Annotated in this window: 22 protein-coding genes; 12 read left to right on the forward strand and 10 right to left on the reverse strand. The window is 64.9% G+C overall.

From position 1 onward, the window contains the following. Together IC66_RS0103550 and IC66_RS0103555 are read left to right on the forward strand one after the other, a co-directional pair. Positions 1 to 736 (forward strand): glycosyltransferase family 4 protein (locus IC66_RS0103550; protein WP_049806451.1); only part of this gene is annotated, 736 nt, incomplete at its 5' end. Between the two features lie 12 nt (positions 737 to 748). Further along, the gene (locus IC66_RS0103555) at positions 749 to 1,753 is read left to right on the forward strand and encodes a L,D-transpeptidase family protein (protein WP_038946681.1); all 1,005 of its coding nucleotides are present in this window, start codon (positions 749 to 751) and stop codon (positions 1,751 to 1,753) included. A 38-nt stretch (positions 1,754 to 1,791) separates the two neighbouring features. On the opposite strand, the gene IC66_RS0103560 is transcribed toward IC66_RS0103555, so the two are convergent. The 3 genes from IC66_RS0103560 to IC66_RS0103570 form a co-directional block, all read right to left on the reverse strand. Beyond that, positions 1,792 to 2,208: a cupin domain-containing protein gene (locus tag IC66_RS0103560; protein ID WP_038946682.1), complete on the reverse strand. Its 417-nt coding sequence runs from the start codon at positions 2,206 to 2,208 to the stop codon at positions 1,792 to 1,794. A 50-nt stretch (positions 2,209 to 2,258) separates the two neighbouring features. Beyond that, positions 2,259 to 3,002, reverse strand: coding sequence for an SDR family oxidoreductase (locus IC66_RS0103565; protein WP_038946683.1), 744 nt, complete (start codon positions 3,000 to 3,002; stop codon positions 2,259 to 2,261). A 360-nt stretch (positions 3,003 to 3,362) separates the two neighbouring features. Further along, on the reverse strand, positions 3,363 to 4,442 hold the full coding sequence (locus IC66_RS0103570; protein WP_028144784.1) for a methyl-accepting chemotaxis protein: 1,080 nt from the start codon (positions 4,440 to 4,442) through the stop codon (positions 3,363 to 3,365). A gap of 273 nt (positions 4,443 to 4,715) precedes the next feature. Between IC66_RS0103570 and recJ the strand changes: the two genes are divergently transcribed. The 3 genes from recJ to IC66_RS0103585 all read left to right on the forward strand — a co-directional run bounded on the left by recJ (position 4,716) and on the right by IC66_RS0103585 (position 8,351). Further along, the gene (gene recJ, locus IC66_RS0103575) at positions 4,716 to 6,557 is read left to right on the forward strand and encodes a single-stranded-DNA-specific exonuclease RecJ (RefSeq protein ID WP_038946684.1); all 1,842 of its coding nucleotides are present in this window, start codon (positions 4,716 to 4,718) and stop codon (positions 6,555 to 6,557) included. 91 nt (positions 6,558 to 6,648) lie between these two features. Beyond that, entirely contained in the window at positions 6,649 to 7,458 is an 810-nt protein-coding gene (locus IC66_RS0103580) for an SDR family NAD(P)-dependent oxidoreductase (RefSeq protein ID WP_028144782.1), read from the forward strand. Positions 7,459 to 7,553: 95 nt separating this feature from the next. After that, a complete protein-coding gene (locus IC66_RS0103585) occupies positions 7,554 to 8,351 on the forward strand; it encodes an aldolase (RefSeq protein ID WP_038946685.1) in 798 nt (265 codons plus the stop codon). Positions 8,352 to 8,470: 119 nt separating this feature from the next. Here the strand turns inward: IC66_RS0103585 and IC66_RS0103590 are convergent, their stop codons facing one another. Beyond that, positions 8,471 to 9,700 carry a lytic murein transglycosylase gene (locus tag IC66_RS0103590; RefSeq protein WP_038946686.1) on the reverse strand — a complete coding sequence of 410 codons (1,230 nt, stop codon included), beginning with the start codon at positions 9,698 to 9,700 and terminating at the stop codon, positions 8,471 to 8,473. Positions 9,701 to 9,849: 149 nt separating this feature from the next. Between IC66_RS0103590 and IC66_RS0103595 the strand changes: the two genes are divergently transcribed. Together IC66_RS0103595 and IC66_RS0103600 are read left to right on the forward strand one after the other, a co-directional pair. Beyond that, positions 9,850 to 10,110 carry a hypothetical protein gene (locus tag IC66_RS0103595; protein WP_038946688.1) on the forward strand — a complete coding sequence of 87 codons (261 nt, stop codon included), beginning with the start codon at positions 9,850 to 9,852 and terminating at the stop codon, positions 10,108 to 10,110. Positions 10,111 to 10,181: 71 nt separating this feature from the next. Next, the gene (locus IC66_RS0103600; protein ID WP_028144778.1) at positions 10,182 to 10,433 is read left to right on the forward strand and encodes a hypothetical protein; all 252 of its coding nucleotides are present in this window, start codon (positions 10,182 to 10,184) and stop codon (positions 10,431 to 10,433) included. Positions 10,434 to 10,453: 20 nt separating this feature from the next. Here the strand turns inward: IC66_RS0103600 and IC66_RS0103605 are convergent, their stop codons facing one another. Then, complete coding sequence (locus IC66_RS0103605) at positions 10,454 to 10,987, reverse strand: MarR family winged helix-turn-helix transcriptional regulator (RefSeq protein WP_028144777.1); 534 nt, start codon at positions 10,985 to 10,987, stop codon at positions 10,454 to 10,456. Between the two features lie 54 nt (positions 10,988 to 11,041). Between IC66_RS0103605 and IC66_RS0103610 the strand changes: the two genes are divergently transcribed. Further along, positions 11,042 to 11,521, forward strand: coding sequence for a carboxymuconolactone decarboxylase family protein (locus tag IC66_RS0103610; protein WP_028144776.1), 480 nt, complete (start codon positions 11,042 to 11,044; stop codon positions 11,519 to 11,521). A gap of 21 nt (positions 11,522 to 11,542) precedes the next feature. Then, positions 11,543 to 12,046, forward strand: a complete 504-nt coding sequence (locus IC66_RS0103615) for a cupin domain-containing protein (protein WP_028144775.1) — start codon at positions 11,543 to 11,545, stop codon at positions 12,044 to 12,046. A gap of 25 nt (positions 12,047 to 12,071) precedes the next feature. On the opposite strand, the gene IC66_RS0103620 is transcribed toward IC66_RS0103615, so the two are convergent. From IC66_RS0103620 to efp, 3 genes are all read right to left on the reverse strand, one after another. After that, positions 12,072 to 13,064, reverse strand: coding sequence for a DUF808 domain-containing protein (locus tag IC66_RS0103620; RefSeq protein ID WP_038946689.1), 993 nt, complete (start codon positions 13,062 to 13,064; stop codon positions 12,072 to 12,074). A gap of 84 nt (positions 13,065 to 13,148) precedes the next feature. Further along, entirely contained in the window at positions 13,149 to 14,771 is a 1,623-nt protein-coding gene (locus tag IC66_RS0103625) for a peptidoglycan DD-metalloendopeptidase family protein (RefSeq protein WP_028144773.1), read from the reverse strand. 21 nt (positions 14,772 to 14,792) lie between these two features. Next, positions 14,793 to 15,359 (reverse strand): elongation factor P, encoded by a 567-nt coding sequence (gene efp / locus IC66_RS0103630; RefSeq protein ID WP_018323088.1) that lies wholly within the window; start codon positions 15,357 to 15,359, stop codon positions 14,793 to 14,795. Positions 15,360 to 15,521: 162 nt separating this feature from the next. On the opposite strand from efp, the gene epmA reads away from it, so the two are divergent. Genes epmA through IC66_RS0103645 form a run of 3 tightly spaced genes read left to right on the forward strand, consistent with a single transcriptional unit; the run spans position 15,522 to position 17,981 of the window. Beyond that, positions 15,522 to 16,586, forward strand: coding sequence for an EF-P lysine aminoacylase EpmA (gene epmA, locus IC66_RS0103635; protein ID WP_038946690.1), 1,065 nt, complete (start codon positions 15,522 to 15,524; stop codon positions 16,584 to 16,586). Continuing rightward, complete coding sequence (locus IC66_RS0103640) at positions 16,583 to 17,677, forward strand: lysine-2,3-aminomutase-like protein (RefSeq protein WP_038946691.1); 1,095 nt, start codon at positions 16,583 to 16,585, stop codon at positions 17,675 to 17,677. Before epmA ends, IC66_RS0103640 begins: the two co-directional genes overlap by 4 nt. A 43-nt stretch (positions 17,678 to 17,720) precedes the next feature. Next, positions 17,721 to 17,981, forward strand: coding sequence for a hypothetical protein (locus IC66_RS0103645; RefSeq protein WP_038946692.1), 261 nt, complete (start codon positions 17,721 to 17,723; stop codon positions 17,979 to 17,981). 59 nt (positions 17,982 to 18,040) lie between these two features. Here IC66_RS0103645 and IC66_RS0103650 read toward each other — a convergent pair whose 3' ends face one another. Next, complete coding sequence (locus IC66_RS0103650; protein WP_038946693.1) at positions 18,041 to 19,126, reverse strand: 3-deoxy-7-phosphoheptulonate synthase; 1,086 nt, start codon at positions 19,124 to 19,126, stop codon at positions 18,041 to 18,043. Between the two features lie 232 nt (positions 19,127 to 19,358). After that, complete coding sequence (locus IC66_RS0103660; protein WP_028144768.1) at positions 19,359 to 19,937, reverse strand: HdeD family acid-resistance protein; 579 nt, start codon at positions 19,935 to 19,937, stop codon at positions 19,359 to 19,361. Between the last annotated feature and the right edge of the window lie 39 nt (positions 19,938 to 19,976).

A 19,976-nucleotide genomic window follows, 5' to 3' on the forward strand; every position in this document is an offset into this window, starting at 1 on the left:
GTTCCTCACGACCACGCACGGCCGCCTCGACCTGCCGGGGTTACCGGACGTGATCCGGCAATTCCCCGAGGCAAGCTTCGTGTCGATTTCCGATCACCAGCGCTTGCCGCTTCCCGATGCGAAATGGATTGGAACGATTCAGCACGGATTGCCGTCGGAGCTGTTGCGCCCCTCCTATGAGGACGGATCCTATCTGGCATTTCTTGGTCGTCTGACCGCCGAGAAGGGGCCGGAGGACGCTATCCGGATCGCGCACGCGGCCCGGATGCCTCTCCGCATCGCCGCAAAGATCCCACGCGCCGAGACCGCCTACTTCAGGAAGCACCTCGAGCCCCGGATCGACGGCGAAAAGATCCAGCTCATCGGTGAAGTCGATGACATCAAAAAGCAGGCCTTCCTCAGCGAGGCGGCCGCGCTTTTGTTTCCGATCGACTGGCCGGAACCTTTCGGGCTGGTCATGATCGAGGCGATGGCCTGCGGCACGCCCGTGATCGCCTACCGTTCCGGCTCCGTCCCTGAGGTGATCGAGCACGGTGTGACCGGCTTCATCGTCGAGAACGAGGAGCAGGCGGTCAAGGCCGTCGACGAACTGGGCAAGCTGGATCGAAGGAAGGTGCGTGCCCGCTTCGAGGAACGCTTCACCGCACGCCGAATGGCGCGGCAGTATGAACAACGGTATCGCGAGCTGGTTACCGCTGCAGCCCCAGGGTTCAACATGCAACCGCAGGAAACCTGAAAGGAGGCGGCGATGTCCCTGACGAGAACGGGGCAGATTTGCATCTTACTTGTCTTTGCCCTGGCGGCCCCGCCAGTGTTAGTGTTTGCTGCCGAGATGTCGGCGGATGCCGTCAATTCTGCCCAGCCAACGAAGAAGAGCCTCTCGAATGAGAAGCCGACCCCGGCGGGCGTGCGCTTGCAGGTCCTCCTGGATCGGGCGCACTTCTCGCTAGGCGAGATCGACGGCAAGTTCGGAGAGAATGCCAGGAAAGCGCTGCGGGCCTATGCGGAAGCGCGGCAATTGCCGAGTTCCGATACCCTATCGGACGATGTTTGGAAGGCGCTGCAAGCGGATGACCGGCCGGCGACCGCGACCTACACCATCGCCCAGCAGGACGTGGCGGGTCCTTTCCTGACCAGGCTCCCGTCGAAGATGGAAGACATGAAGGACATCCCGAAGCTCGGCTACACCAGCCCGCGCGAAGCGCTGGCCGAGAAGTTTCACATGAGCGAGCAACTCCTGGAGATGCTCAACCCCGGGCGCCATTTCGACCGGGCGGGCGAGATTATCGTCGTGGTGAACATTGGCAACGATGGCAATGGTGCACCTGCCAAGGCCGACAGGGTCGAGGTCGACAAGGTCAGGCAGACGGTAAAGCTGTTCGATAAATCAAATGTCATGATCGGATTCTATCCCGCGACGGTCGGAAGCGAAGACAAGCCTTCGCCTTCGGGCACGCTCAAAGTCACGGAAATCAGCCGCAATCCGTACTATCGCTATAATCCCGACTATCACTTCAAGGGCGTCCGTTCCCGCACACCCTTCAAGATCAGGCCTGGTCCGAACAATCCGGTCGGCACTGTCTGGATCAACCTGTCGGCTGAAGGCTACGGCATTCACGGCACGCCTTCGCCGGGCAAGATCTCCAAGGCGGAATCTCACGGCTGCGTGCGTCTCACCAATTGGGACGCCGAACGCGTCGCGGCGAGCCTGTCGAAAGGCACGCCAGTCGTTTTCGTCGAGAGTCCCAATTGATGCTGGTGGCAATCGCCAGCCAGCCTGCCGGTCTGGCGCTACTTCGCAAGAGGCGTCGTCAGCTGCTTGTCGGCCGTATCCACCACGAACACGGCCAGCAGCTTGGCAGGCTCGGTATCGCTGGCGTTCGCGCTGATGCCGTGGCGGTCGCCGGGGCTTTCGGAAAAGTTCTCGCCCTTTTGAAAGACCTTGGCCGGGCCGTCATTGACCTGACTGCGGATCGCGCCTTCCAGGACGGTGGCGTAGATGAAGGCGGAGGGCGCGTGGATGTGGGCCGGCGACGAGCCCCCGGGACCATATTCGACCAGCACGCCCTTCATGCTCTTGCCGGGGACATTTGGCAGCGCCTGGTCAAATACGACGGTGACCCTGGTCGATGGTGCTGCCGTCTCGGCCGCATGGACCGTCAAGACAGACGCGGCGTAAACCGCCGTTGCGATCAGCAATCTGCGCATGGGATTTCCTTCATTGCCGTTTCTGTATTGATTGCGGCACTGGCGGCCCCTCAGAGGCGCGCGAGCCATGTTGCGAGCGGCGTCTTCCCGAGCCGAGCCTCGCCGAGCGGGTTCAGCGATGTGTCCTGAATGGAAGCGCCGTAATATTGCGCTTTTGGGTCGCCGACCACCGTACGGCTGTCGCCGGAGGCTTTCTGGCGGCGCGCGACGAACTCATTGAAGGGAGCCTTCTCGGGGCCTGCGATGTCGATGGTGCCATTCAGCGGCCGCCCCGTTGCGATCTCTGCGAGGCAATCGACCACGTCGTCGGCGGCGATCGGTTGAAACAGTGCCGATGGAACGACGATCTTGTCTCCGGCCGCTCCAGCCTCGCCAATGGCGCCGAGGAATTCGAAGAACTGCGTGGCGCGGACGATAGAGTAGGGGACCGCGGAGGCCTTGACGATGGTCTCCTGGGCGAGCTTGGCACGGAAATACGCGATGTCGGGCGAGCGGTCGGTCCCCACGATCGAGAGCGCGACGTGATGCTTGACGGCTGCGGCGGCCTCGGTCGCGGCGAGATTTCGGCTCGAGCGCTCGAAGAACTCGAGCACGGCGGCGGGCTCCCAAGACGGCGCATTGGCCACGTCGACCACGACATCCGCGCCGGCCAGCGCCGCCGCGAGGCCTTCCCCGGTTACGGCGTTCACACCTGATTTCGGCGAGGCCGCTACCGCGTCATGGCCCCGCTGCTTGAGCTTCGCCACGAGCTTGGATCCGATCAATCCGGTTCCGCCGATCACGACGACCTTCATGGCATGTCTCCTTGGCATGTGACGAGCGCGAGATGGTTAGCCAGGGCGGACTCGCTCACGTCGATTAAGGTGATGCGAGGCGACTCTATTCGATCAAGGACGCGGGCCTCTTGCCTGTAACGGGCGCGGCTTGCCGGAAACTGCTTCAGAAGCCGGGGGGCGATGTCACAAAACCGCGAAGGGTCGTTCCCTCATGCCGCAAACACAATCTGCGATGCTCGCAGATTGCCCCTGTTTTGCCCGACGTGTCAAAATGTTTGAGAGAACGAGGAAGCAAGCCCAGCTGAAAACACCAATGAAAGCAGCCCTTTGGCTACTGTGCATGGGGTTGTTTTCGGGTTTTTGAATCGGCCGGCTGTCTCACGTCCCGCAGACGATCACGCCGTACCAGCCGAGCCCGCGATAGGTCTCATAGCCCGGGGTCGCATGGAACGCGACCAGGGCACCCGAGCGGTCATGGTAGAAGCCGGAGCGCTGGCCGTTCAGCGAGATCGAGATGCGCTCGCTGAGGATGCCCTGGCCGTCGGACGCCGCGATGATGCGGAAATTCGAATCGACCAGCAGGACGCGGGCCTTGTCGCTGTCGCCGACGCGCACGCCCTGCACGATGGCGCGAGCCTGCGCCTCCCAGTCGAAGTGGATGGCGAGCACGCCAATCGGGGCGCCGTGGGCCTGACCGCCGGCTCGGACGCTGGCGCAATAGGTCGCCACCTGCGCATTGCCCAGCAGCGGCTGGTTCTCGACGTCGCCGGCGACGTAGTCGTCACCGGAGCGCAAGGTTCGCGCCTCGCGAAACCATTTGGTGTGGGCGACGTTCTGGCCGACCACGCGAAAGCGGTCGGCGCGGCCATTGGCGATGACGTTGCCGTCGAGGTCGCAGAGCCAGAGATCGAGATAGACGGTGTAGGCGCCGAGGATCACGCCCAGGCGCTGCGAGGCGTGGGAAATCGCTGCGGCGGCGGACGGCGAGGCTGCGCAATCGACCACGGCGGAATCGGTCGCCCACCAGCGCACATCGCAGGTGCGCTCATAGAGGTTGCGGTCGATCAGCTCGATGGCGTTGAGCGACAGGTCGACCATCCGCTCGCCGCGCGAGCGCTGGCTCATGCGGTCGATCGAGGCGACGAGATCGCCGGTGCGTTTGGTCAATTGGCTTTCGAGCTCGCGCGCGATGGTCTCGACCTGCTGGCCGACGCCGCGCACCTCCTGCGCCACCACCGCAAAACCCGCGCCCTGCGCGCCGGCGCGCGAGCTCTCGATTAGCGCGTTCAGCGCCAGCATCTTCATCTGGTTGGTGATCTGCTGGATCGACTTGGTCTTGTCGACCGCGATCTGGTTGACCTCCGCGGTGAGGCGGTTGATCAGCGCGGAGATGTCGGAATCATCGTCAGCGGGTTCGGTGGCGATCGGCTTGGCTTTCAGACCCAGCGCAGCAGACATCGGGGATTTCCCTTGGCAATGAGGTCTGATCTGCAATGAACCCGGAACAATCGCTTACAGATCGAATACGATTCTTTTTCGAGGATTCCGCCTAACGCCTGCTTAATTTGCTGTTCCGCCGAATGCCCAAATGATAGTCAGTCGGCGCAGCAAATCGGCAATCCACCGCTTTGTGCGGCGCGGAGATTGCAAATCCCTGAGGATTCCGGGTCAATCGTCCTGCAAGCCGGACCGATACCGTCGGCTCCGGGTTCCTCAAACCAATTGCGACCCATGACGCCGCCTGCAACCGCCTTGCCCGTCGAAGCGCCCCAGGCGTTTCTCGGCGTTGCGCGCTCGCTGACCGACAAGCTCTGGCGCGACCGGCTGGATCCCCGCGGAGCGGCCCAGGCGCTCGCCATGGTGCAGCGGCACCAGCTTCCCGAACTGCTGGCCCGGGTATTGGCCGGCCGCGGCGTCGACATCGACGCAGTCGCCGACTTCCTCGATCCGACCATCCGCAAGCTCCTGCCGGACCCCTTTACCGTGACGGAAATGGAGGCCGCGGCGAAGCGGATCGCGGACGGCGCGGCGAAGGGCGAGAAGGTCGCGATTTTCGGCGATTACGACGTCGACGGCGCGACCTCGGCAGCGCTGCTCGCCTGGCACCTGCGCCATTGCGGGCTCGATCCGCTGATCCACATTCCCGACCGCATTTTCGAAGGCTACGGGCCCAATGTCGAAGCGGTTCGTGGCCTGGCGGCAAAGGGCGCCACGCTGCTCGTCACCGTCGATTGCGGCACCACCAGTATCGAGCCGCTCGCCGAAGCAAGACGGCTCGGCATGTCCGTGGTCGTGATCGACCATCACCAGGCCGGCACCGAGCTGCCGGAGGTTGACGCGCTGGTCAATCCGAACCGGCTCGATGATCTCTCCGGCCTCGGCCATCTCGCCGCTGTAGGTCTCGTGCTGGTGACGCTGGTTGCGGTCAACCGCGAGCTGCGTCAGCGCGGCTTCTGGAGCACGGAGATGCCCGAGCCCGATCTGCTCGGCATGCTGCATCACGTCGCCCTCGGGACGGTTGCCGACGTCGCGCCCCTGATCGGCCTCAACCGCGCTTTCGTCGCCAAGGGGCTGATCGCGATGCGGCGCCGCGACCATGTCGGCCATACCGCGCTGATGGATGTGGCGCGGCTCAACGGGCCGCCGGAGGCCTGGCATCTCGGCTTCATGCTGGGGCCTCGCATCAATGCCGGCGGTCGCATCGGCCGCGCCGATCTCGGTGTGCGGCTATTGCTGGAAGGCGACAGCGTCGAGGCCGCGCGGATCGCCGCCGAGCTCGACCGCCTCAACAGCGAGCGCCGCGTTATCGAGCAGGCGGCCGAAGCGCAAGCCGAAGCCGAGGCGCTGGCCTCGATCGGGCTCGAGGACAAGCTCAGCGTCATCGTCACGGCGTCCGAAGGCTGGCACCCCGGCGTCGTCGGCCTCGTGGCCTCCCGGCTGAAGGAAAAGTTCTCGCGGCCCGCTTTCGCCATTGCTCTGGAGCCAGGCGGCATCGGCACCGGCTCGGGCCGCTCGATCGCGGGCGTCGATATCGGCAAAGCCGTGCGGCAGGCGGTCACTGACGGAATTCTGCTCAAGGGCGGCGGCCACGCGATGGCCGCGGGCGTGACATTGCGGAAAGAGAAGCTCGCCGAATTCCGCGCCTATCTCGAGAACGCGCTGGCGCAGGACGTCGCGGAGGCGCGCCACGTCAACGAGCTCTATATCGATGGCGCGGTCTCCGCGCGCGCGGTGACGACTGAGCTTGCGGCGACGTTGAACCGTGCCGGTCCGTTCGGCAGCGGCAATCCGGAAGCCGTGCTGGCGCTGCCGGCACACCAGCTCGTTTTTGCCGACGAGGTCGGGCAGGCGCATCTGCGTCTGCGCTTCAAGTCGGGCGATGGCGCCATCGTCAACGGCATCGCGTTCCGCTCGATCGGCCAGAAGCTCGGCAACGCGCTGCTCGCCAACCGCGGCCAGCAACTGCATGTCGCCGGTTCGCTTTCGGTCGACCGGTACCAAGGCGTCGAGCGGGTGCAGTTCCGCGTCATCGACGTCGCGCTACCGGACCAGGGGCCATCCGTGATTAGATGACGCAAGATCTGATGCGACAAACGCGGAACGCGTTTGCGCAGAGATCATGCGTAAAAGATAACGGCCTCAAACAACAAAAAAGGGAGTGAACATGGCAGGGCAGGTTGAGGGCAAGGTCGCGCTGGTGACCGGCGGCGCCTCGGGTATCGGCGAGGCCATCGTCGAGCTGTTCGCGCGCGAGGGCGCGACTGTTGTCATCACCGACATCGATGAGCTGCGCGGGCCCGAGCTCGCCAAGCGCGTGACGAAAGCCGGCGGCAAGGCGATATTCCTGGAGCAGGACGTCACCAGCGAGGAGCGCTGGATCGATATCGTCGCCGAAATCGCCAAGCTCTACGGCAGGCTCGATATTCTCGTCTCCAATGCCGGCATCGGCATCGCCGTGCCATCGATCGTCGACATGACGCTCGCCGACTGGCGCAAGCAGAACGCGATCAATCTCGACGGCGTGTTTCTCTCGGTCAAGCATTGCCTGCCGCTGATGCGCAAGCATGGCGGCGGCTCGATCGTCATGATGTCCTCGCTCGCGGGCCTGCGAGGTTCGCCGGGTCTGTCCGCCTATTCGGCGACCAAGGGCGGCGTGCGGCTGTTCGCCAAGTCGATCGCGATGGAATGCGCGGCGGCCGGCGACGGCATCCGAGTCAATTCCGTGCATCCCGGCATCATCGATACCCCGATCTGGGGCAAGATCCCGACCGGTGCGACCGGCGCCGGCCAGAACGCGCCGATCGATCCCGAGGAGCGTGCCAAGGTCGTCACGCCGCTCGCCCGCGCGGGGCAGGCGGCGGAGATCGCCTCAGGCGTGCTCTATCTGGCCTCCGATGCCTCGCGCTACGTCACCGGCAGCGAGCTCGTCATCGACGGCGGCATGAATGCCGGCGGCGTGCCGCGGCGGGCCTGAGCCGCGCAGGGCAGGGTGGCGGTCGCAGGGGCTGACGCGCAGGCGCAGCCCCTGTACAAGACGGCAGCTTTCGACCGACAGAGGTGTCCTTCGCCATGGCGCACAGCCTCCACGCTTCCTCATCCGCGTCAGCACCATTCCGCTCGAACCGGCCGGACCTCGCCACCGATGCAATTCGCACCGCACGCGAGGATCTCGCCGCCTGCTTCCGCATGGCCGCGCGCAACGGTTTTGAGGAAGGCATCTGCAACCATTTCTCGGCCGTCGTGCCTGGCCATGACGATCTGTTCCTCGTTAATCCCTACGGCTACGCCTTCCGCGAGCTGACCGCGTCCAAGCTGCTGATCTGCGATTTCCACGGCAATGTGCTCGACGGCGAGGGGGTGCCGGAGGCGACCGCGTTCTACATCCATGCCGAGATGCACAAGCGCCTGCCGCGCGCCAAGGTCGCGTTCCATACCCACATGCCCTATGCGACGGCGCTGTCGATGACCGAGGGCGATCCCTTGATCTGGGCCGGCCAGACCGCGCTGAAATTCTACGGCCGCACCGCGGTCGACCGCGACTACAACGGCCTTGCGCTCGACAATCGGGAGGGTGCGCGCATCGCCTCCGCCGTCGGCGATGCCGACATCGTCTTCATGAAGCATCACGGCGTGATGGTGCTGGCGCCCACCATCGCGGAAGCCTGGGACGATCTCTATTACCTCGAACGCGCCGCCGAGGTACAGGTGCTGGCGATGTCGACGGGCCGCAAGGTGCTGCCGGTCGATCCCGCGATCGCGGCCGAGACCTACAGGCAGATGCGCGAGGGCGATTCCGAATCCGCGCGGCTGCATCTCGCCGCGATCCGCAGGCAGCTGGACGCTGAAGAGCCGCAGTACCGGCATTGAGGCAGGCTGTCATTCCGGGGCGCGCCACTCGGCGCGAGCCCGGAATCTATCGTGCAGCAAGCAATGCGGAGGAATGGATTCCGGGTTCTCGCTACGCGAGCCCCGGAATGACGGCGTACCTACGACCCCTGCCGCAGCTTGGCCAGCACCTTCAGCCCGCCATAGCCGTCCGCCGGCGCAATCCCTGCGCGCTGCTGGAAATCCTTGATCGCCTTCATGGTGTCGTTGCCGACCCGGCCGTCGGTGCCGCCGGTGTCGAAACCGGCTTTCGTCAAGCGCGTCTGCATCTCCTGCACCTCGGCGAGCGTCAGCGCGCGCTCGGAGCCGGGGAAGGGCTGGATGAAGGGCGGCGCCCCCAGGCAGCGGTCGCCGAGATGGCAGATCGCGAGCGCATAGTTCATGGAAGGGTTGTAGCTCTTCACGGAATAGAAATTCGGTCCGAGCAGGAAGGTCGGTCCGCCCGCAACCGGCGTCCACATTTGCGCGGATGCGTTTGGCTGCGGGAACGGCTGGCCGTCGGCGCGGGTGACGCCGGCTGACGCCCAGGCCGCATAGGTGCGGCTGCCGCCCATATTGCCGGCGGCGCGCACCTCATAGCCCCAATGCTCGCCGCGATGCCATTTGCCGCGGTTGACGAGATATTTTGCGGTCGAACCCAGCGCGTCGTCGGGCTTGCCGAAGGGCGAGACCTTGCCGTCGCCGTCATAGTCGATGCCGACATTGAGCCAGACTTCCGGCATCCATTGCGAATGGCCCATCGCGCCGGCCCAGGAGCCCTGCATCTGCTCTGGCGTGCTCCAGCCCTTGTCGACGATGCGTAGCGCGTTGATCAGCTCGGTCTCCCAATAGGCCTTCCGGCGCGGCTCGTTCCAGGCGAGTGCGGCGAGCGAGGGAAATACCGGCGTCATGTGGTTCTGCTGCACCAGGGGATCGCCATAAGCGGACTCGACGCCCCACAGCGCCAGCAGCGTGCCGCGCTCGACACCGAAATCCCGCTCGATGCGCGCCAGCAGCGCCTCGTTGTTCTTCAGCGCAATCTTGCCGTTGATGACGCGCCAGTCGGAGACGCGGCGATTGATGTATTGCCAGACCTGCTCGTGGAATTCGGGCTGGCTGCGCATCTGCTTGAACACGCTCATGTCGGGCTCGACCCGTCCCATCGCGCGTTGCCAGGTCGCGGCCGAAATGCCCTTGGCCATCGCACGTGCGCGGAAGCTCTCGCGCCATTCGTCGAAGCCTGGAGGCGCGGCGAGGACGCGTGTCGGGAATGCGAGCAGAGCGGCTGCACCGAACGTCGATTGCAGCAGGCTGCGGCGAGTCGGATGGAGGGAGGAATCAGCGTGCGTCATGGGCACATTGTAGCCCGAAACATGGCCTGTGTGGGTCGGTTCCTGGAACAGCCGCACAGCTGATTCTGCGCGGCCCAGGATCAGGCTTTCTGTCGGAACAAACTGTCGCAGTCCCGCATTCCCTTCGTATCCGGAAGGAGGAAGAGATGATGAGGACATATCTGTTTGCCGCCGCCATGATCACCGCCGTTGCGACGCCTGCGCTCGCGGATGAAGTCGGCGTTCACGTCGGCCCGGTCGGCGCCGGCGTGACGGTCGGTCAGTCCCACGAGTACCGCGAGCGGGACCGCGATCGCGACCGCACCACTGTCATCAGGGAGCGCGAGCCCTCTGATCGCACCACGGTGATCAAGAAGCAGGACGAATTCGGCAATCGCGAAAAGACCGTGATTCATCACGACAACGACTAACGGAGCAGGCCCCGGCTGATCGCCGGGGCCTGCTCCGCGCACGCAGCCTGTCATCGAGAATTCGAGGTGGAATGAAGATACAAGCGCATGCGGAAAGCCATGTCGTCGAGCTCGACGACGGATCGCGCTGGCAGATTTTTCCGGGCGATCTGGCGATCACGCTGAGCTGGAAGCCCGAAACCACTCTGCACCTGGAGCCGAGCCGCGACCGGGTGACTTCGCACGTGCTGGTCAATGCCACGGATCGATCCCGCGTGCGGGTGATCGCCGCGACCGAGACTTGGCCCGCCGGCGACGTCAAGGACGCGTTGAAGGACGGGTAGGGCTTCGCCAGAGACGAACGTCAATCCACCTGGTCCTGCTGTAAATCAGTCGCAATTCCGGCGAGCCAGCGCCGGATTGTCGTTTCCGCTTTGCTATCCAAACCCCGAGTAAGTCGCTTCTCGAGCGCGATCACACGCTCGCGGCAGTCCTTCAGCAGCGTCGCGCCGCGCGGCGTCAGCGTCCATTGCTGAATGCGGCCGTGGACTGGATGGGGCGTCATCAGAATCGCGCCGTCGCGTTCGAGGTTGCGGATGATGACGCCGACAGTCTGGGGCGTCAGGAAGGTGAGGCGGGCGACGTCGGCGCCTGATAGTCCCGGATACGCGTTGAGCATGGTCAACACCGCGAATTGTGGCGATGTCACGCCGAGATCGGCCAGCGCCCGTTCCATCGTCAGGCGGACCGCGGCATGGGCCTGGCGCAGGAGATAGCCGAGATAACCTTGCTCGCCACGCTTGCCTTCTCCGGGCGCGGGTACACGCACGTCGCCGCTAGGTGCGGTCGCCTTGTACGCGGTTTTGGGTCTTGCGGCGGCTGCGGACTTGCGTGACATATAAGAGCTCTTATAAGATGTAAGCCTTCATACAATAAGACGAGGTAAACGGCAATGTCACATGCCCGTAGCGAATACGAGGATTTCAAGAAGATCGCGCCTGACGTCTATGATCTGGTGCTGGCGCTGGGTCAGCTTGCGGCCAAAGCCGGCCTGGACAAGCAGCTCATCGAGCTCGTCAAGCTGCGCGCCTCGCAGATCAATGGCTGCGCCTTCTGCGTGCAGCATCATGTCCTGCTGTCGGAACGGATCGGCGTTCCCGTCGACAAGCTCCATTTGGTCGCAGTCTGGCGCGAGGCGCCGATCTTTTCGCCGCGTGAGCGCGCCGCGCTGGCCTGGGCCGAGGCGCTGACTGTCCTGCCCGACGGCGTCAGCGAGGACGTCTATGCCGAAGCTGCCCGGGAGTTCTCCGAGACCGAGCTGATGTACCTGACCTCGGCGGTCGCCTCGATCAATGTCTGGAATCGCTTTGGGGCTGCGTTTCGCTGGACGCCGGCGCCGCGGCCGGTGGCCGCGAATGCTGCGGCATCCTGATCGGCACGAAGGGAGGTTATGATGACAGCAATGAGTTTATCTGCCGTACAGCGTCCGGCGCCGTCGCGTTCGACGGCGCTCGCCGTCGTTGCAGGGCTGGCCTGTGCGCTGGCGATCGGCAAAGCGCTGCCGGTGACGATGGATGCCGTCTCCGGCGCGCTGGCGCCGCTCTGCGCCACGGCGGCGGAGAGCTCGCCGCTCGACAAGGTCGAACCGATCGGCTCCTACGCATTGCCGAACGTGCCGGGCAAGCGCGTCACCATCGTGCGGGTGACCTATGGTCCGGGCGGGTTTTCACGGCCGCATCGTCACGCTGGATCCGTGACGGCCTACATCACCAAGGGCGAGATCCGCTCCCAGCTCGGCGGCGGTCCTGTCGCGACGTTTGGCGTCGGCCAGTCCTTCTTCGAACCGCCGGGCTCGACGCACCTGGTCTCGGCCAACGCCAGCGCGACGGAGCCCGCGGAATTGATCGCGGTGTTCGTTGCGGACGAGGGCGCGCAGCTCACGACGTTCTTGGAGTAGCCCGCACCCGTCGCCCGGATGGCGGCTAGGAGGCGCGGTCCTGCGATCGCCTCAGCCGTTTCCATGCCGGCGAGAGACCGTATTGGACTGCCGGAATCGCAACGGCGCCGACAAGTAGTCCAAGCACGCCTGAGATGGCTGCCTCGACCGACCATTCGATGATGCCGGCAACGGATGGAAGGGCGTGCGCGGCCGCCTCGGTTGCGGCATGGACCGTGCGGCCGACCACCGGCGGGCCGTATTTTTCGATGCCGTGCAGGATGATGCCGCCGCCAACCCAGATCATGGCGGCAGTGCCGATGGTGCTCAGCACCGCCAGGAAGGTGGGCATACGGCGGACCAGCGCGCGTCCAAGCGAGCGGATCGCGGCGCCAATGACTGAGGCGCCGTCATAGCGCGCAAGGGCCAACCCGGCATCGTCCGCCTTCACGATCAGGGCCACCACGCCGTAGACCCCGACCGTGATACCGAAGCCGACCAGCGCCAGCACCAGCGCCTGCATCCAGATGCTGCCCGCCGGAAGGGCCGCCAGCGTGATCGCCATGATTTCCGCGGACAGGATGAAATCCGTCTTGATGGCGCTCGCGACCTTCTCGTCCTCGACCGACCGGGCATTCAGCGCGATCGGCTCGAGCTGGGCTTCGTGGTGGTGCGCATGATGCGGCATCACGGCTTCGAGCACCTTCTCGGTACCCTCGTAGCAGAGAAAGGCTCCGCCCAGCATGAGCAGCGGCGTCACCGCGGTGGGAAGGAAATAACCAAGCAGCAGGGCAGCGGGAAGCAGAATCAGCAATTTGTTGCGCAGCGATCCGACCGCAATCTTGCCGACGATCGGCAGTTCGCGCTTCGAGGCAAAACCGATGACGTAGTTCGGCGTGACGGCAGCGTCGTCGATGACCACGCCAGCCGCCTTTGCGCCCGCTTTGGCAGCCTGGCTCGCTACATCGTCGAGCGAGGCCGCTGCCACCTTTGCAATCGCCGCGATATCGTCGAGAAGACCGATCAGTCCGACACTCATCACCCCGATCCCTGTTTTTGTTTGAGCCGGCGGTGCGCGCGACAACAAGCTCTTGCACCGCCCTTCATTGGAGCGAGCAAGCCCTCAATTCTCCTCGCCGCTCGATCCCTCGCGCAGATCCGGCTTGATCACGTCGTCCGGCAGCGCATGGGCGACCGGCTGCGACGTGACCGCGATCTCCGGGCCGACCTCCCGGCCGCGGGCGCGGATCAGTCGTTCGTAGGCGGAGACCAGGGTGACGTAGGGGCTGACCCAGATCCAGCCGTCGCGTGTGAACACCTGCACGTCGAAATGCAGATGCATCGAGGTGCCGGCGGGATGATCGAGATAATTCGAGATCACACCGATCTTCTCGCCTTCGGTGACGATGCGGCCATTGAGCACGCCATCGGCGTTCATTGCGTGCGGATTCATGTGCATGTAGCGGAAACGGATGTGCTCGGTGCGGCTGTTGACTTGAAGCGTCGCGGCCTGGTCCTTGGACGCGCGGATCACGATGGCGTCGCGCACGGCGACGACACCGCGCTGCTTGGGATCGCAGGGCTCGCGGCCTTCGCCGTGCGGCGGGCAGTCGGCGGCGCGGATGTCCTCGCCCTGATGGCCGTAACCGCCCGCGCATTGCCAGACCTCGAAACTGCGGGACTCGCAGAAATTGTCGCGCCAGGGATAGACGGTCGCGCTCTCCGTCTTGTCCCGCTTGGCATAGGATTGCGAGCGGACGAAGGCGGGCGCCTTTTCGAGCGGAAAGCGGATTTGTGCATAGGCCATTGCGTCGGGATGGCCGCCCTGCTTGCGGTAGCCGGTGTTCGGGATGATATCGCCGCTCGGCCGGTAGCTGAAATCCGCCGAACGGCCCGTCGGGCGATCGAGGATGTTGGAGGCAATGTCCGTCAATGGCCGCATGCGCTGGCCGCCCGCGACGCGCAGGGCCCTCAGGAAGCGCTCGGCGACCGGATAGGCTTCCTTGCAGGCCAGCCGCCGCGGCTTGGCGACGCTGTCGAGGCACTGGATCGACACCACATAGGCGACGCCGAAACGGGTGAAAGCGTAGCGTACATAGCCTTCCCGGATGAACCTGCGCAGGTCCGGGTAGAGTGCTGCGAGCGGTTTGATCTGCTCGCCCTTGCCGCCGGCGGGATCGGCGATGTCGTAGACGAGCGCCGAGCCCGTGATCTGCACTTCGACCGGCCTTGTGAACACCCGGCCCGGCATGCCGTCGCCGGCGCCGGGCTCGAGCGAGAAAGTCGCGCTGTAGCCGGCGGGGCCGGCATCGAACATGTCGACGGGATTGAAGTCCGCCTGATAGCGCGACAGCGCGAGCGTCGCCGTCGCGCCGCTGCGTTGCGCCTCGAGGTAAGCGGCGGCGTCGAACGGCAGCAGCACCGGCACGGGACTGCGGGTGATGCCGGTGAAGAATCGTGAGGAAACCGCGTTGAGCTGCACCAGGGCGGGCATCGCGCGCGGATCGTAGCGCGGCACCGAACGGCGAGGTGCGAAGATGAAATCGTCCGCGACGCGGGGGCGGCTGTTGATCTCGGTGCGGAGTTGGTCGAGCGCTGCGCGCCAGTCGACGCGCAGGGCCGTGAGCGAGGGGCTGCGGAATTCATCCGCAGCGAGCGGAGCGGCAATGAGGAGCGAAAGCGACGCCAAAAGAAGCGAGACGAAGCGGAAACCCTTCCCAACCACTGTCTCGCCCCCCGGCGGCACCTGCGATCGCTCTGTTCCCCGTCAGTCCTTGGCGCGTTCGGAGTAGGAGCCGTCCTCGGTCATGACCACGATGCGGGTACCGACCGCGATGTGCGGCGGCACGGTGGTGCGCACGCCGTTGGAAAGCACCGCCGGCTTGTAGGAAGACGAGGCGGTCTGGCCCTTGGTCACCGGCTCGGTTTCGACCACCTCCAGCGTCACGCGCTGCGGCAGCGCGAGCGAGACCACGTTGACATCGTGGGTCGACAGCTTGACGGTCATGTCCGGCTGAAGATAGGAGGCCGCGTCGCCGACGACGTCCTTGGAGACCTGGACCTGGTCGTAGGTCTCGGGGTTCATGAAGTGGAAGCCGTCGCCATCTTCATACAGGAACGTGTAGTTGCGCTCTTCAATGGTGGCCTTTTCGACCTGGTCGGTGGTCTTGTAGCGCTCGGAGATCTTTACCCCGTCCGAGATTCGGCGCATTTCGATCTGGCTGACCGGGGTACCCTTGCCGGGGTGGATGTTTTCGGCGCTGACGACGACATAGAGCTTGCCGTCTTGCTCGATCACGTTGCCTTTGCGAATAGAACTGGCGATGACTCTCAAAGCTATATTTCCTGCTTGCTTGGCCCGGCACCGGCCAGGACGTGGTCAAATCGATGGGGGACTTGGGGCCTCAAATCGGACCTCGGCGCCCGTTTCGGGCCGCAACATACTGATTTTGCCATTAGATGCCAGCGTTTTGCTCGGGTCTGGGGCGGTTGGGTAATGGCTGGGGACAAGCCCATCTCACCGTTCTGGTCGCCCGGGCGGCACCTCGACCGTCGGCCGTTCCTCCAGGCCAGGGGGGCCATTACCGGGTCCCTACGGGGCTTTTTCGCCGAGCAGGGGTTCGTGGAGGTCGAAACCTCCGTTCTTCAGGTCTCCCCGGGCAATGAGACCCATCTGCACGCCCCCCGGACCGAGATCATGCGGCCGGACGGCAGCCGAGCCCTCCGGTATCTGCGCACTTCGCCCGAATTCGCCTGCAAGAAGCTGCTGGCGGCGGGCGAGACGCGGATTTTCGAGCTCGCCCGGGTGTTCCGGGACCGCGAGCGCGGCGACCTTCATCTGCCCGAATTCACCATGCTGGAATGGTATCGGGCAGGCGCCTCCTATGACGCCACCATGGCCGATTGCGTCGTCGTCATCGCCCGTGCGGCGCAGGCGACCGGCATCGGCACCTTCTCGTTCCGGGGGCGGACCGCCGATCCCTTCGCCGAGCCGGAACTCCTGACGGTGGCGGGCGCCTTCGAACGCTTCGCGGGCATCGACCTGCTGTCGACAATCAGGGACGGCGAGGGTAACCGTGCCGCGCTCGCCGAGGCGGCCGGTGGCAAGGTCCGTGTGGCCGAGGACGACACCTGGTCCGACATCTTCAGCAAGGTGCTGGTCGAGCACGTCGAGCCGCATCTGGGGCAGGGGCGTTTGACCATCTTGTTCGAATACCCATCTCCAGAGGCGGCGCTGGCACGAGTGAAGACTGACGATCCCAGGGTTGCCGAGCGCTTCGAGGTCTACGCCTGCGGCGTCGAGCTCGCCAACGGCTTTGGGGAACTGACCGATGCCTGGGAGCAGCGAAAGCGCTTCACGGAATCGATGACGGAAAAGCAGCGCCGCTACGGCGAAGCCTATCCGCTCGACGAGGACTTTTTGGCTGCGGTCGCCGCAATGCCGGAGGCGAGCGGCGTCGCCCTCGGCCTCGACCGGCTGGTGATGCTGGCAAGCGGCGCATCGCGGATCGATCAGGTGGTTTGGACGCCACCTGCAAATGAAGCGTCTAGTGAGACATGACGAAAACGAACCTTGCACGCACTCTGCGCGAGCCGGCTGAGCTCGTCGCCGAAGGTCTGGCGCCCGCAGCAGCGCTGCCGGCGCTCGAACGCGTTGCCGCGCGCTATGCGGTGGCGATCACGCCGGCGCTGGTCGAGTTGATCGATCCGTCCGACCCTGACGATCCCATCGCACGGCAATTCGTTCCGAGTGCAAGCGAATTGGAGATGCAGCCGGGCGAGGACGCCGATCCGATCGGCGATCATCCGCACTCGCCGGTATCGGGGATCGTGCACCGCTATCCCGATCGCGTCCTGTTCAAGCTCGTTCACGTCTGCGCGGTCTATTGCCGCTTCTGCTTCCGCCGCGAGATGGTGGGCCCCGGCAAGGAGAGCGCGCTCTCGGACACTGCCTATCGCGCGGCGATCGATTACATCCGCTCGCATCACGAGATCTGGGAAGTGATCCTGACCGGCGGCGATCCCCTGATGCTGTCGCCGCGCCGGACGGGCGAGATCATGGCCGAACTCGCGGCAATCGATCACGTCAAGATCATCCGCCTTCACACCCGCGTGCCCGTGGCCGATCCCGCGCGCATCAGCGACGAGTTGGTTGCGGCGCTCAAGGTCGAGGGCGCGACCACCTGGGTGGCGCTGCATTCCAACCACGCGCGCGAACTGACGGGACCGGTGCGCGCCGCCTGCGCGCGGCTCGTCGATTCCGGAATTCCCCTGGTGAGCCAGTCGGTGCTGTTGCGCGGGGTCAATGATAACATCGCCGCTCTGTCGGATTTGATGCGAGCTTTCGTCGAATGCCGGATCAAGCCCTACTATCTGCATCACGGCGACCTCGCGCCGGGCACCGCGCATCTTCGCACGACCCTTGCCGAAGGACAGGATTTGATGCGGCAGTTGCGCGGGCGGGTGTCAGGGCTTTGTCAGCCGGACTATGTCATCGACATTCCCGGCGGCGCCGGCAAATCCCCGGTGGGGCCGAGCTACGTCTTGGCGCCGCAAAATACCGCACCCCATGCGGGTGATGCGGGAGCCGAAACGCGCTATCGTATCGTGGACTATTGCGGCGACGTTCATCTCTATCCGCCCGAGAGCTGAGCGGTGATGGAGAGCGCGCCGGTTCGAGAATGGAGAAGCAAGAATGAAGAAGATCATGGTGGCAGCATCGCTCGTGGTCTTGCTCGGCGGCGCGGCGGCAGGACAGACCGGCGGTTCCAAGGGATCGACGTCCGGCGGTAGTGGCGGAGCCTCTGGATCGGTGTTGCCGGCACCGGTCGGTCACCGCCAGCCGCGCGCGGCTGACGTGCCGAGCGAGAAGAATTTGAGCAATCCGAACACCCCCGCGAACAAGGAAGACGCGGAGCTCGATCGGAAGATCAAGAGCATCTGCCGCGGCTGCTGATCCTTTCACCTCTCCCCGTTGGGGAGAGGTGAGGAGAGCGAACGCGCGTTCGCCATGAGCTAGGCCGAGCGCTCCTGCAGTCCGGCGCGCCGGGCGTTGCGGCGGATTTCCACCGCGTCGGCGAGCTGCTCGAGCGCGGTCGCCGTAGTCGGCCAATCGATGCAGCCGTCGGTGATGCTCTGGCCGTAGGTGAGCGGCTTGCCCGGCACGACGTCCTGGCGGCCGGCAACGAGATTGCTCTCGATCATCACGCCCATGATGCGGCCTTCGCCGCCTGAGATCTGGCCGGCGATGTCGGCCGCCACCTGCGGTTGGTTCTCGGGCTTCTTGCTCGAATTGGCGTGGCTGGCATCGATCATCACCAGCGGCGCGACACCGGATTTGGTCAGCTCGTTGCAGGCGGCCGCGACGCTTGCCGCATCATAGTTCGGCTTGCTGCCGCCACGCAGGATGATGTGGCAGTCCTCGTTGCCCGCGGTCGAGGCGATCGCCGAGCGGCCGAGCTTCGTCACCGCCATGAAGTGATGCGGATGCGAGGCCGACTTCACGGCGTCCGCTGCGATCCGCACATTGCCATCGGTGCCGTTCTTGAAGCCGACCGGGCAGGACAGGCCCGAGGCCAGCTCGCGATGGATCTGGCTCTCGGTCGTGCGTGCGCCGATCGCGGCCCAGGACACGAGGTCGGCGATGTATTGCGGCGTCGTCATGTCGAGGAATTCCGTGCCGGCGGGCAGGCCGAGATTGTTCACCGCCGACAGCACGTTGCGCGCCAACCGCAGGCCCTTGTTGATGTCGAAGCTGCCGTCCAGATCGGGATCGTTGATCAGGCCCTTCCAGCCGACGGTGGTGCGCGGCTTCTCGAAATAGACCCGCATTACGATTTCGAGCTGGTCGGCGAGTTCCTCGCGCAAGCTCGCGAGCCGCTCGGCATATTCGAGCGCGGCCTTGGGGTCATGCACCGAGCAGGGGCCGACCACGACCAGCAGGCGGTCGTCCTGGCCATTGAGGATTGCGTGGATGGCGTTACGCGCAGCCATCACCACGCGCGTCGCGGTGAGCGTGCGCGGGACTTCGCGCATCACCTCATCCGGCGTGCTCAGCTCTTTCAATTCGCGGATACGAAGATCGTCGGTCGTGCTCAGCACGGCGGGCTCCTGTTTGTTTTGAACCTGCCGGCCAATAAAAAAGCCGCCAGGTCTGGCGGCTTGTTCGGACGTTTGCTGCAATTTTCAGATTGAGCGCGATCCTCCTGCCGCCAGCGAGCTGTCGTAGCTAAAGTACCAAAAATAGCTGGTGGCGACGGTGATCATGGAGGGCATATAGCGCGCCATCGGCGGACTGTCACCCCCCAATCGGCGCGGCAGGTGACGAGGCGGGTCAGGTGTTGCTGTTGCGCGCCGCCAGCGCCAGGCCGATCAGGCTGGCGCCGCCGAACAGGAGGTTGATACCGACGAGGACGCCGATGGCCCATTCCGCCGAGCTCGGCAGCCCCGTGATCACCATGAAGGAGATCGCAATGTCGACGAGGCCCGAGACCAGCAGCCATGACCAGCGGCCGCTGAGTTCGCGGCGGTGCTCCAGTGCGTACATGATGGTGGCGACGCCCTCGGCCAGGAAGTAGGCGCCGACCACGATAGTCAGCGTCAGCACGGCCTGCATCGGGCGGGCCAGCAGCAGCATGCCGGCAAGCACGGCGAGCGCAGCCGAGATCAGCGACCACCAGAAGCCCGGCGTGCTGCGCGCCCAATAGGTCACGATCAGCCCGCCGATACCGCTGATCAGGAACATCCAGCCGAGGAAGATCGCGATTGCAAGGCTTGCGAGCGGCGGCAGGATCAGCGCCGCGACGCCGAGAATTGCGAGCAGGATGCCCTCGAACAGAAAGGCCTTCCAGTGTGCCTTGACCGTCTGGCTCATCATGGATTGCAGCCGCGAAAAATCCTCGGGCGACGTCATCGGCAGGCTCCGGATCGAAAGGTCAGCGCTCAATCTAGT

Source organism: Bradyrhizobium genomosp. III, from assembly GCF_000261705.1.
Lineage (GTDB): Bacteria > Pseudomonadota > Alphaproteobacteria > Rhizobiales > Xanthobacteraceae > Bradyrhizobium > Bradyrhizobium ottawaense.